Genomic DNA, 12,999 nt, shown 5'->3' with positions numbered 1-12,999 from the left:
TCCTTGGACGTGCTACTTCACAATATGCTTATCCAAGGAGAAATATTCTGTTTGCTAATCTTACCTTATCATTCAATAATAATATGATGTCCTGCCGCTTTTGTTAAACGATTCATAATTGCATTCCCTATTCCTTCATTAGGGAATGACTCACTAAAAATAACATCCACTTCACTTGCATCAAATGTTCTAAGTACATCATATAATTTAGTCGCAACGCTAGCTAAGTCACTTCTAACACCACAAGATAATATAACATCTGCACTATATACATACTGGTACTCTTCTGTCGTTAATACGCCTACTTTAAATCCTTCTTTCTTCTTCTCATCCACAAGATGCTGAATAAACTCACGTGAGCCCTCAACAATACTAAGTGGTGCTTTCGGCGCATAATGTGTGTATTTCATTCCAGGCGATTTCGGTTTTTCCTTCTCATCCTTTAAAGCTGGATCTAAAGAAACAGTACCTATCACCGCTTCTAATTGTTCTTTCGTAATCCCACCTGGACGTAATATTGTTGGAACCGTGCTTGTACAATCAATTACAGTTGATTCAACGCCTACTCCAGTTGCACCACCATCAACAATACCTGCAATCTTCCCATTCAAATCTTCATATACGTGAGAAGCTAATGTTGGACTTGGACGCCCTGAACGATTCGCACTTGGTGCCGCAACAGGTACATTCGCCTCTTCAATAAGAGCAAGTGCAATTGGATGATCAGGCATTCTTACTCCAACCGTATTAAGTCCTGCCGTCACCTTCTCTGAAATTCCTTCTTTTCTCGGCAAAATAATTGTTAATGGCCCTGGCCAAAAATGCGCCATTAACTTCTCTGCAACTGGTGGAATTTCTTTCACAATCCCATCTAACTGAGATTTTGTACCTATGTGGACAATGAGTGGATTATCACTCGGTCTTCCTTTCGCTTCGAAAATTTTCGCGATTGCTTCATCATCCATCGCGTTTGCCCCTAACCCATATACTGTTTCCGTAGGGAAAGCAACCGCCTCATTTTCTCTTAATAATTTTGCTGCTTCTTGTAACTGTGGATAATATTTTTTTCTTTCCACAACATTATCCACAACCCACATATTTGTATGCATTTTTTTCCACGTCCTTTTCTAGCCTTAAATACTTGTCTATTTTTAGTTTACTATGAGATTTATCCAAAAGACAAACAAGGTTTATCCACAAAATGTGGATAAACCTAATTAATCCGTGGATAACTTTGTGAATAGCTGACAATTTAGTATTATTGCATTCTGCTCTTTTATATTTTTACAAAAATGTTCTAGCTGTTGAATTCCCTCTGGAACCTCATCCTTTTCTATAGTAAAAAAGTCAAAGAACTGAAAGATCGGTACAGATTGTGGATGATTTGTTAGTAAGTACAATTGTTGAACACTTTTTTCTTTCATATACTGCAAAAACATTTCAAAAAAATATAAGAAAGTCTGTTTATCCACATGAGGTGTGAATAAACAAGAACGAATAAGTACATCTTCCCCACTTTGTTCATAACCAATTACAGCTCGTATTTCTTCCGCCTCTTCCAAAATCATAAATTGTGCGTACAACTCATTTATTTTATCATCTTTTTTATTAGCTTGTCCGAAAAAAGAATGTAATCTTTCCACATCTGCTTTCGTAGCAAAATACACTTTCTTCATAATAAATCCCTCCTCATTTTTATATATGAGGAGGGATTTATTAATAGTACTATTTAGAGAATAAAGATGTAAAAGCTTCTACAATAAACAATTTAACTTCTGGCTTTTCTTCTTCCTCTTCTACTTTTACATACTCATTTTGCTGTTCTTGTTTTTTCTCCACAGGTTTCTCCACTTTTTCCACATTTTTTGTTTCTTCTTTACTTACAGGCTGCTCTTCGACTTTTGTTTCATTTTTCACTACTTTCTTTTCAGAAGCTGTTACTTTTTTTACTGCTTCCCGCTTTACAACTTTCGTTTCTTTTACCTCATCCACTTTATTCTCTTCTGTATCTACTACTTCCTCATCTAGTTGTACCTGCTCCTCTTCAGGAGATTCCGCCTTCACAACGTGCTCTTCTTTTCTTACAGCTGTCCCGCTCGAAAAATCTAAGAAACACATTGGTGGAAATAATACACACCACCAGTTCGCCCCTTCACCTTCTCCAATTGTAATCAATACCGCTTCATATTCTCCTGCTGGATAAATAAAATTCCCATATACCTTTGTAGGAAACTTTACATTCTTACTAAATTTCACTTGAAATGATTCTTTACTTCCTTCTCTTTTTAACGTATTTTCCACCGTTTTCTCGATTTCTGGAATATGACTTTGAATTACTTTGCGCGCCTCTTCAAATGAAGTTAAATCCGCTACCCATCCATCAATTTGTGCTTTTACTTCATCACGCACTTTACGCTTTAATGCCTGGTCTTTATCTGAATCACTATTTGCTAAAATTCGTAATCGAACGGCCTCTTTCGGAATAACTGAAGGCCCTTTCGCATCAGCTTTCATATATCCAAACTGCACAAGTAACTGTGCACCAATTAATAGTATAAGAAGATAAGCAATAACTTGTTTTTTCATTTCCTCCACCGTCCCTTCTACAAACAGTGTGGACAGACTTTCATCTTTCTAAACTATTAAATTCAAAATCTATATGAATTTTTCCACAAAAAAATAGAGTAAGGTGTGAACCTTACTCCATCTCTGCAAATACCATACGATCTTTTCCGTTAATATCGAAAACAACCTCAACATGAGCATGTGGAAAAGCTTGTTGTAACAATCTTTTTACATCCTCACCTTGTCCTACTCCAATTTCAAACGCCACAATCGCTTTCTTCTGCAACACATTCGGCAATTCTTCCATAAAACGGCGATAGAAATCTAATCCGTCTTCACCACCAACAAGTGCTCTCTTCGGCTCATGCTCTTTCACAACAGGAGAAAGACCACGCCAATCCTCTTCCGGTATATATGGAGGATTTGAAACAACAACATCTAGCTTTTGACCCGTTTTATGAAATGGTGACAATAAATCACCGTGATAGAACGTTACTTCTGCACCTAAAGCTTTTGCATTTTCTTTTGCAACTTCAATCGACTCTTGTGCAATATCTACTGTATACACATGAAGATTTTTATTTTCTAAAGCAAGCGTAATAGAAATCGCTCCACTACCTGTACCTATATCTGCTACATGTAGTTTCGCATCACCAAAATGGCGCTCGATTCTTTCTAATACTCCCACTATAAGCTCTTCTGTTTCCGGCCTTGGTATTAATACTTCTTCATTCACAAAGAAAGACCGTCCATAAAACATTTCATAACCAATCATATATTGAATAGGAATACCTTCTACATGCTTATGGATAAACTCCGTAAAGCTTTTCTCTTGTTCCTCAGTTATTTCTTCACGCATATTCATAAGTAATCCTGTTCTATTCACCTTTAATACATGACAAAGGACAATTTCTCCCGCATTTTCATCTCGTCCATTTTCCTGTAAAAAAGAAGAAGCCCATTTCAGGGCTTCATAGACACGCATTACTCAGCTGCCTCCATCTTTTGAGCCTGATCTTCCATCACTAAGGCATTGATGAAATCATCTAACTTACCTTGTAAGATTTGATCTAGCTTTTGAATCGTTAAACCGATTCGATGGTCTGTAACACGGTTTTGCGGGAAGTTATACGTACGAATACGCTCTGAACGATCTCCCGTACCAACAGCTTGTTTACGGTTTTGATCATACTCAGCTTGCGCTTCTTGTCTAAACTTATCATAAACACGTGCGCGTAATACTTTCATCGCTTTTTCTTTATTCTTGATCTGTGATTTCTCATCCTGACAAGATACAACTACACCAGTCGGTAAATGCGTTAAACGCACCGCTGACATCGTTGTATTAACGCTCTGTCCACCAGGTCCACTAGAAGCGAATGTATCAACACGAACATCTTTCTCGTGAATATCAATTTCTACTTCTTCTGCCTCTGGTAATACAGCTACAGTTGCTGTAGATGTATGAATACGTCCACCAGATTCCGTTTCAGGAACACGTTGTACACGGTGAGCACCATTCTCGAATTTCAGCTTCGCGAAAGCACCTTTACCATTAATCATAAAGATAATCTCTTTATATCCACCTAACTCTGTATAGCTAGCCTCAATAATCTCCGTTTTCCAGCCCTGTACCTCAGCGTAACGGCTATACATACGGTATAAGTCACCAGCAAATAAAGCTGCCTCGTCTCCACCAGCAGCTCCACGAACCTCAACGATAACGTTCTTATCATCATTAGGGTCTTTTGGAACAAGTAAAATTTTCAGACGCTCTGATAATGTTTTATCTTGTGATTCTAACTCAGAAACTTCTTCTTTTACCATTTCACGCATTTCTGCGTCTAACTTATCTTCTAACATTGCTTTCGCATCTTTTAATTGCTCACGAACATCCTTATACTCACGATACACCTCTACCGTTTCCTGTATATCAGACTGTTCCTTTGAATATTCACGAAGCTTATTTGAATCACTAATAATCGCTGGATCACTTAACAATTCATTTAACTTCTCATAACGATTTTCTACAGCTTGCAAACGATCTAACACATCATTCACCTCTACATCCTAGTATCTAATACAAATAGTATATGGTACTTACTCAAAAAAACGCAAATTATATTTAAAAGTGGTGGTGGCTTGTTCAGCTCTGACCAGCTAAGGTTCTTTCGACCTAAAGGTGCTTTTTACCTTTCGGGCGGAAGGTTCTTAGATGCGAAGAGCTAGCCACCGGAACTAGATATATTTAAAAGCGTAAGCGGCTCACACCGCTCATTCTCTCTATTTTGAAAAAAACCCGCCTTGCGCAGCGAGTTTTACTTATCTTTGTTTGCAGGTACTGCATGACAATGACGACAACGTGGTTCATACGATTCTGAAGCTCCAACTAAAATAATTGGATCATCAAATGCCGCTGGTTCTCCATCAATTAATCGTTGTGTACGACTTGCTGGAGATCCACATACAGAACATACTGCTTGTAGTTTTGTCACATGTTCAGCAATCGCCATCAGCTGAGGAACTTGTCCAAATGGTAGACCACGGAAATCTTGGTCTAAACCAGCTACAATGACACGATAGCCACGATTTGCCAATACTTGCACCACTTCCACAATGTCCCCATCAAAAAATTGCACCTCATCGATTGCAATAACATCCAGCTCTTCTGTAATATGTTCAAATATATCCTTTGAAGCTGAAACAGGAACTGCTTTTACCTTTAATCCGTTATGTGATACAACATCTTCTTCACTATATCGATTATCAATACATGGTTTAAATACAATTGCATGTTGTTTTGCAAATTGCGTACGGCGCACACGGCGGATTAGCTCTTCTGACTTGCCAGAAAACATACTACCGCAAATCACTTCAATCCAGCCATTTTGATTTATTAAGTACATGAAGCTCTCCTTTCATCTACTTTTCAGTTAAAAGTAGGGTAAAGGTATAATATTTTCGCAAAAAAAACAGACAAGCGAATACATACACTTGCCTGTTTTATGTTTTTATTACTTAAGACCGTATTTCTTATTGAAGCGGTCAACGCGTCCGTCTGCAGTAGCAAACTTCTGACGTCCAGTGTAGAATGGGTGAGAATCAGAACTGATCTCAACTTTTAGTAATGGATAAGTGTTACCATCTTCCCACTCAACAGTTTCGTTAGATCCTTTAGTAGATCCGCTTAAGAATTTGAAGCCTGTGTTTGTGTCCATGAATACAACTTTCTTGTAATCTGGGTGAATTCCTGCTTTCATTCTTTTCATCTCCTTCCGCCCTGAATCATTTTCGAAACAGAGTTTTTCATCTTCAGCTGCATACACAACTATATTGATGAAACACATATGATGAAATTATAACAAGGCTAACTTCATTTTGCAACTACCTGTTTTTGTCTTTTGAAATTAAAAGTGTAGACGGCTCGTTTAGCTCTGACTGGCTAAGGTTCTCTCGCACAAAAGGTGCTTTTTACCTTTAGTGTGGGAGGTTCTTAGACACGAAGAGCTAGCCGTCGGAACTAGATACAATTTAAAAGCAGAAGCGGCTCGCTCAGAATGGGAGGGGGATGGAGCTTCTGACGTAGAGGTGCTTTTTACCTCGTAGGAAGACGCGAAGCCACCGACCATTCTAGCCGCTGGAGCTGGTATTATCTTAAAAGTGGAGGTGGCTCGCTCAGCTCTGACCAGTTAAGGTTCTTTCGCCCTAAAGGTGCTTTTTACCTTTCGGGCGGAAGGTTCTTAGATGCGAAGAGCTAGCCACCGGAACTGGATATCATTTAAAAGCAGAAGCGGCTCGTTCAGAATCCAGGACACTTCGAACTCTCAACCTTGAAGCGCTTTTTGCTTCATGCGAGAGAGTGAAATGACCGGAGATTTTAGCCGCTGGAGGGAGCTCATCCAGCTCTGACTGGCTAAGGTTCTCTCACTTATCTCTCTCTTTAATATCACCTAAACAGCATAAAAAACTCGCTTACTATAAAATAAGCGAGTCCTGATTTTTTTCCCTTTACTTAGTTGTTACATACCTTTTCGAGTCTGCAACAATGTTTTGTAAAAACTCTTCATTTGTCTTCGTTTGACGAAGCTTACGTAAGAAACTTTCAACAAAGTCTGGTGTATCACGCATTGTCTTACGAATGCCCCATAACTTGTCTAAATGTTCTTTTGGAATTAATAGATCTTCTTTACGTGTACCAGAACGACGAATATCAATCGCTGGGAAGATACGACGTTCAGCTAATGAACGATCTAAGTGAAGTTCCATATTTCCAGTTCCTTTAAATTCCTCGTAAATAACATCGTCCATACGTGATCCTGTATCAACAAGGGCTGTTGCTAAAATTGTTAAGCTACCGCCTTCTTCAATATTACGTGCAGCTCCAAAGAAACGCTTCGGTCTATGGAAGGCAGCTGGATCGATACCACCTGATAATGTTCTACCACTTGGTGGAATAACGAGGTTGTAAGCTCGAGCTAAACGGGTAATACTATCCATTAAAATGATAACATCTTTCTTGTGCTCTACAAGACGCATCGCACGTTCTAACACAAGCTCAGCTACTTTAATATGATTTTCTGGTACTTCATCAAAAGTAGAACTTACAACATCTCCTTTAACAGAACGTTCAATGTCTGTTACTTCCTCTGGACGCTCATCAATTAAAAGTACAATTAGTTCTGCTTCCGGATGATTTGTTGTAACACTGTGCGCGATTTCTTTTAATAGACTTGTTTTACCAGCCTTTGGAGGCGCAACAATTAAACCACGTTGTCCAAATCCAACTGGTGCGATTAAATCCATGATGCGTGTCGGTAACTTTTTCGGTTCCGTTTCCAATTTCATTTGGCGATCTGGGTATAATGGTGTTAATGCAGGGAAATGCACACGCTCTTTTGCTGAATCTGGATCATCTCCGTTTACAGCTTCAACTTGTAATAACCCAAAATAGCGTTCATTTTCTTTCGGAGGTCGTACTTTACCAGAAACCTTATCTCCATTACGTAAATCGAAACGACGAATTTGCGAAGCTGAGATATAAATATCTTCTGAGCTTGGAGAATAGTTGATAGGACGTAGGAATCCAAATCCTTCTGATTGAATAATTTCTAATACGCCTTCCATGAAAAAGAAACCTTCTTTTTCTGCTCGAGCTTTCAAAATAGAAAAAATCAGCTCTTTTTTCGTTAACTTGCTATAATACGAAATCTTAAATTCTTTCGCAAGCTCGTATAACTCTTTTAATTTCATGTTTTCTAATGCTGCAATTGACAAATTCATTCAGACACCACACTTTAACGTTATTCTCTTTTTTCATGGGTAAAGGGAAAAAATACGGAAGGCAAATAATTAATAATGAAAGGCAATAAGTTCAAGTAGGGTAATATTCACTATTGTAACCCTTTTATCTAGTTTTAATCAATACGTTGGAACACAAATACAAGAAGCGAAGACAAGAAAATTTGTCTTCGCTTCTTATTTAATTTAGTTCCAGCTCCGATAGTTAGAAAGATCGACCATTTTAACCTTTCTGAACGAGCTGCTTACGCTTTTTATTTAATAACCAAGTTTGGTTTTTTATTCAAGCTATGACGTCCATCCACGAAGCGAACTGTGCCTGATTTTGCGCGCATAACAAGGGATTGCGTTGTTCCTACGCTACCTTTAAATTGAACACCGCGTAATAGTTCTCCATCTGTTACGCCTGTTGCTGCAAAGATTGCATCGTCACCTTTTACTAAGTCCTCCATGCGAAGGATACGATTAATGTCTTCTATGCCCATTTTTTTACAACGTGCTAATTCAGCTTCGTTTTGTGGCAATAGTTTTCCGTGAATTTCTCCACCTAAACATTTTAAAGCAACTGCTGCTAATACACCTTCAGGTGCTCCACCAGACCCAAATAAAATATCTACACCTGTACGATCAAACGCTGTATTAATCGCTCCAGCTACATCTCCATCATTAATCAATTTAATGCGCGCACCAGCTTTACGAATTTCTTCGATAATTTCTTGATGACGTGGACGATTTAAAACTGTCGCTACAACATCTTCAATATCTTTATTTTTCGCTTTCGCAACTGCACGTAAGTTATCAATAATAGGCGCATCAATGTCGACCGCCCCAACTGCTTCTGGGCCAACCGCGATTTTATCCATGTACATGTCAGGGGCATGTAACAAATTACCATGGTCTGCAATTGCAATGACAGCAAGAGCATTCCAGCCACCAGCTGCTACGATGTTTGTCCCTTCTAAAGGATCAACCGCAACGTCTACACGTGGTCCATATCCTGTACCTAATTTCTCTCCGATATATAGCATTGGTGCTTCATCCATCTCACCTTCACCAATTACAACTGTACCTTTCATCGGAATTGTATCAAATACATCACGCATAGCTGATGTTGCTGCACCGTCTGCCTCATCCTTTTTCCCGCGCCCCATCCAACGCGCTGATGATAAAGCTGCAGCCTCTGTTACACGTACTAACTCCATAGATAAACTTCTTTCCACGATAATCCCTCTCCTTTAAGCCTTTATATTTCTGCCGTATTTTGTGAACCGTGTTTTTCTATAAAGTGTACTTCCGCAAGTAGTGATGCTTCGCTTCCCCCTTGCGGAAGTATCACTTATGCGTTCTTCATTTCTTCAATTTCTTGCTTTGTCATTTGTTCTCGCCAAATGTTTGCACCAAGCCCTTTAAGCTTGTCCACTATATTCTCATAACCTCGATCAATATGCTCAAGTCCTGTTACTTCTGTAATTCCATCTGCCATTAACCCTGCAATAACAAGTGCCGCTCCTGCTCGTAAATCACTCGCCTTCACTTTTGCACCTTGCAGTAACACAGGACCAGTTACAATTGCCGAACGACCCTCTACTTTAATTTGAGCATTCATACGACGTAATTCATCAATGTGTTTGAAACGGGCACCGTAAATTGTATCTGTTACAACTCCCGTCCCGTGTGCCTTTGTTAAAAGCGTCGTAAACGGCTGTTGTAAATCCGTTGGAAAACCTGGATATACAAGCGTTTTGATATCAACTACTTTTAACTTTCTATTACCGTTCACCGTAATTTGATCATCGTTCGTTTCAACTTGAACACCAGCTTCTCTTAGCTTTGCAGTAACTGATTCTAAATGCTGAGGAATAACGTTATCAACCGTTACTTCTCCTCCTGATGCAGCTCCTAGAATCATATACGTACCAGCTTCAATACGATCTGGAATGATAGTATGGTGACAACCATGTAAAGAGTCAACACCATCTATTCGGATTACATCAGTACCAGCACCTTTAATACGTGCTCCCATGCTTGTTAACAATGTAGCTACATCAATGATCTCAGGCTCTTTCGCTGCATTTTCAATAACAGTTCTACCTTTCGCTCGTACAGCTGCTAGCATAATATTAATCGTAGCTCCTACACTAACAACATCTAAATAAATACGTGCCCCGCGTAGCTCATCTGCTCTTAAATAGATGGCACCTTGTTCATTCGTAACATGTGCACCTAGCGCTTCAAACCCTTTAATATGCTGATCAATCGGCCTCGGTCCTAAATGACATCCACCCGGAAGCCCAATAACAGCTTTTTTAAAACGGCCAAGCATTGCACCCATTAAATAATAAGAAGCGCGCAATTTTTTCACTTTTCCATTTGGCAAAGGCATTGCAACCATGTTAGAAGGATCGACTACCATCTCTTCCTCCTGTCCATAAGTTACTTTCCCTCCAATTTCCTCTAGTAAGTCTCCTAACATTTTCACGTCCGAAATATTAGGGATACCACCAATAGTTACTGGAGTATCTGCTAAAATTGTCGCTGGAATTAATGCAACGGCACTGTTCTTTGCACCACTTACTCGAATTGTTCCATTTAAAGCTCTTCCGCCTTCAATTAGCAATTTTTCCATATTGAGCTCCCTTCTTGTGAATGTATTTACTTTCTATCTTTTTATAGAAAGCTCCCCTTAAGAATCTCAATTACTCTTTCCATCCCAAAACTCAATAAATAGGAAACCATTATCTTCATTTCTCCTGTAGCACGAATAGATAAAGATCAACTATTCATCGAATTCACTTTATCAATTTAGATACGTTATCACATTTATTAATAGGACTATGCACATTATTTTCTATTTAAAAACCAAAAATGATAAAATCTTTAGACTTGTTCACGCTTTCATTATACAACGAAAGGAAACCGTCTAAAAGACTAGACGGTTTCCAAAACGGAATTTTATTCTTACGCTTTACCGTTAGAACCGAATTCGCGAATTTTACCAATAACAGTTGCTTTGATAGCGTCGCGGCCAGGTCCGATAAATTTACGAGGATCGTAAACTTCTTGGTCTTTGTTTAATACTTCACGAACAGCTTTTGTAAACTCGATTTGGTTCTCAGTGTTTACGTTGATTTTTGAAGTACCTAAAGAGATAGCTTTTTCGATATCAGCAGTTGGGATACCAGTACCACCATGTAATACTAAAGGTACGCCAGTGAAGTCACGAACTTGTTCCATTTCAGCGAATCCTAAGTTAGGCTCACCTTTGTAAGGACCGTGTACAGAACCTAAAGCTGGAGCTAGGCAATCGATACCTGTTGCTTCAACAAGGTGCTTACACTCTGCTGGGTCAGCGTAAATTACGCCTTCAGCGATTACGTCGTCTTCTTGTCCGCCAACTGTTCCAAGCTCAGCTTCAACAGATACGTTACGAGCGTGTGCGTATTCTACTACTTGTTTAGTAGTTTCAACGTTTTCTTCGAATGGGTGGTGAGAAGCGTCGATCATTACAGATGTGAAACCTGCATCAATTGCTTCTTTACATTTTTCGAAGCTTGAACCATGGTCAAGGTGAATCGCTACAGGAACAGTGATGTTCATTTCTTCGATTAAAGCTTTAACCATAGCTACAACTGTTTTGAAACCAGTCATATGACGAGCTGCACCCTCAGATACACCTAGGATTACAGGAGATTTTTCTTCTTCCGCAGCAGCTAAGATAGCTTGAGTCCACTCTAAGTTGTTCATGTTGAATTGACCAACTGCGTATTTTCCTTCTAGTGCTTTGTTTAGCATTTCTTTCATAGAAACTAAAGGCATGGTGAATCCTCCTAAAAAACGTTTTTTGTATCCGATAAGTTCTTATCGCTGGTAGTATGACCAGAATAAGGTAAAATATGTATATCTACATACCGGACTTTTTTCTACACTCAATAGGATAACAACTTGTACTCAAAAACTCAACCGTATTCACCTGCACAATAGTCCATGTAAACGCTTTTTTCCATATTTTTTATAAAAAATTCATTTTTACGCCTCTACAGCGAGCTCATTTCTCACAGCTTGACGAATTTCATCAATATCAAATGGTTTAGCAAAATGCATTAAAGCTCCTAAATCTTTTGCTTCTTGGATCATATCAAGCTCTCCATAAGCAGTCATTAAAATTACTTTAATACTCTCATCAATTTCTTTTACATGCTTTAAAATCTCTATACCATCCATGCCTGGAATTTTCATATCTAACACTACTAAATCTGGATTATCTTTTTTCACGATATCTAAAGCTTGAAATCCATTCGCTGCTTGGAATGTCTGATAACCTTCTTTTTGGAACACTTCATGTAATAACACACGAATCCCATATTGATCATCAACGATTAAAATTTTACCTTCCATAATTCCCAACCTTTCTGTGTAAGTACAAGATTTAAAGCTTCTTATATCTTAACGATTTATTTTCGCTATTCTTTGGCAAATTCCTTCCTATTCTTTCTTATTTTACCGTTTCCTATTTTGTTATGCTACCCTACGATTTCACCTTTCTAAAAAAATAAATTATAATGAAAGCCGGCAAACACGTACGAAGGGAGTAACATTATGTTAAAAATTTTTTCAACTCAATTAAGTGGTTATTTCTCCAGAGTTTCTCAAAAAGAAGAAATGAATATAGAAGATAGCGCTCGTTTACTTGCTCAAGCACTAGTTGGCGATGGTTTCATTTATTTACATGGTACAAATGAAATGGAGGGCGTTGTTGCCGAGGCACTATTCGGTGCTGAACCAATGAAGCAAGCAAAACGCTTATTTGAAAATGGTAAAGAAGTAGAAGTAACTTCTGCAGATCGTGTACTTCTTATTAGCCGTTTTTCAACAGATGAAGCGGTTGTAGAAATTGCAAAAAAACTACAAGAAGAGGGACACTCTATTGTCGGCATTTCTGCTCTTCAAGAAGGTACGGAATCACTCGAACGATATACAGACGTACATATTGATACAAAACTGTTAAAAGGTCTTATTCCAGACGATGAAGGTAATCGCTACGGATTCCCAAGTTTAATAGTAGCTTTATTTGCTTATCACGGAATCAAATTTACAATCGATGAAATGTTAAATGAATATTAAAAAAAGCGCCTTATT

At 38.5% G+C, this 12,999-nt stretch carries 13 protein-coding genes; 1 reads left to right on the top strand and 12 read right to left on the bottom strand.

All coding sequences use genetic code 11. From position 1 onward, the window contains the following. Positions 1-68: 68 nt before the first annotated feature. The 12 genes from ACTFRU_RS18515 to spo0F all read right to left on the bottom strand — a co-directional run bounded on the left by ACTFRU_RS18515 (position 69) and on the right by spo0F (position 12,258). Positions 69-1,109, bottom strand: a complete 1,041-nt coding sequence (locus ACTFRU_RS18515; protein WP_000557354.1) for an L-threonylcarbamoyladenylate synthase — start codon at positions 1,107-1,109, stop codon at positions 69-71. Positions 1,110-1,217: 108 nt separating this feature from the next. Further along, the gene (locus tag ACTFRU_RS18510) at positions 1,218-1,676 is read right to left on the bottom strand and encodes a mechanosensitive ion channel protein (RefSeq protein WP_000758437.1); all 459 of its coding nucleotides are present in this window, start codon (positions 1,674-1,676) and stop codon (positions 1,218-1,220) included. A 49-nt stretch (positions 1,677-1,725) separates the two neighbouring features. Then, positions 1,726-2,586 carry a stage II sporulation protein R gene (gene spoIIR, locus ACTFRU_RS18505; protein ID WP_033692039.1) on the bottom strand — a complete coding sequence of 287 codons (861 nt, stop codon included), beginning with the start codon at positions 2,584-2,586 and terminating at the stop codon, positions 1,726-1,728. Between the two features lie 112 nt (positions 2,587-2,698). Then, positions 2,699-3,550, bottom strand: a complete 852-nt coding sequence (gene prmC / locus ACTFRU_RS18500) for a peptide chain release factor N(5)-glutamine methyltransferase (protein WP_006919031.1) — start codon at positions 3,548-3,550, stop codon at positions 2,699-2,701. Beyond that, positions 3,550-4,617, bottom strand: a complete 1,068-nt coding sequence (gene prfA, locus ACTFRU_RS18495) for a peptide chain release factor 1 (RefSeq protein ID WP_000887064.1) — start codon at positions 4,615-4,617, stop codon at positions 3,550-3,552. Before prfA ends, prmC begins: the two co-directional genes overlap by 1 nt. Positions 4,618-4,883: 266 nt before the next feature. Further along, positions 4,884-5,471, bottom strand: coding sequence for a thymidine kinase (locus tag ACTFRU_RS18490; protein ID WP_000280859.1), 588 nt, complete (start codon positions 5,469-5,471; stop codon positions 4,884-4,886). Positions 5,472-5,579: 108 nt separating this feature from the next. Then, positions 5,580-5,825, bottom strand: coding sequence for a type B 50S ribosomal protein L31 (locus ACTFRU_RS18485; protein ID WP_000643433.1), 246 nt, complete (start codon positions 5,823-5,825; stop codon positions 5,580-5,582). 748 nt (positions 5,826-6,573) lie between these two features. Continuing rightward, on the bottom strand, positions 6,574-7,845 hold the full coding sequence (rho, locus tag ACTFRU_RS18480; RefSeq protein WP_001053903.1) for a transcription termination factor Rho: 1,272 nt from the start codon (positions 7,843-7,845) through the stop codon (positions 6,574-6,576). Positions 7,846-8,117: 272 nt separating this feature from the next. Next, positions 8,118-9,083 (bottom strand): class II fructose-bisphosphatase, encoded by a 966-nt coding sequence (gene glpX / locus ACTFRU_RS18475; protein WP_000442340.1) that lies wholly within the window; start codon positions 9,081-9,083, stop codon positions 8,118-8,120. A gap of 116 nt (positions 9,084-9,199) precedes the next feature. Then, positions 9,200-10,489 carry a UDP-N-acetylglucosamine 1-carboxyvinyltransferase gene (gene murA / locus ACTFRU_RS18470; RefSeq protein ID WP_290102055.1) on the bottom strand — a complete coding sequence of 430 codons (1,290 nt, stop codon included), beginning with the start codon at positions 10,487-10,489 and terminating at the stop codon, positions 9,200-9,202. Between the two features lie 332 nt (positions 10,490-10,821). Next, entirely contained in the window at positions 10,822-11,679 is an 858-nt protein-coding gene (locus tag ACTFRU_RS18465) for a class II fructose-bisphosphate aldolase (protein WP_001131855.1), read from the bottom strand. 210 nt (positions 11,680-11,889) lie between these two features. Continuing rightward, on the bottom strand, positions 11,890-12,258 hold the full coding sequence (gene spo0F, locus ACTFRU_RS18460) for a sporulation initiation phosphotransferase Spo0F (protein ID WP_000398594.1): 369 nt from the start codon (positions 12,256-12,258) through the stop codon (positions 11,890-11,892). 201 nt (positions 12,259-12,459) lie between these two features. Between spo0F and ACTFRU_RS18455 the strand changes: the two genes are divergently transcribed. After that, on the top strand, positions 12,460-12,984 hold the full coding sequence (locus tag ACTFRU_RS18455; protein WP_000912404.1) for a DUF2529 domain-containing protein: 525 nt from the start codon (positions 12,460-12,462) through the stop codon (positions 12,982-12,984). Positions 12,985-12,999: the final 15 nt, after the last annotated feature.

The organism is Bacillus cereus group sp. MYBK220-1 (assembly GCF_051916445.1).
GTDB lineage: Bacteria > Bacillota > Bacilli > Bacillales > Bacillaceae_G > Bacillus_A > Bacillus_A cereus.
Note: the sequence above shows the minus strand (reverse complement) of the source record. Positions and strands in the feature narration are given on the sequence as shown.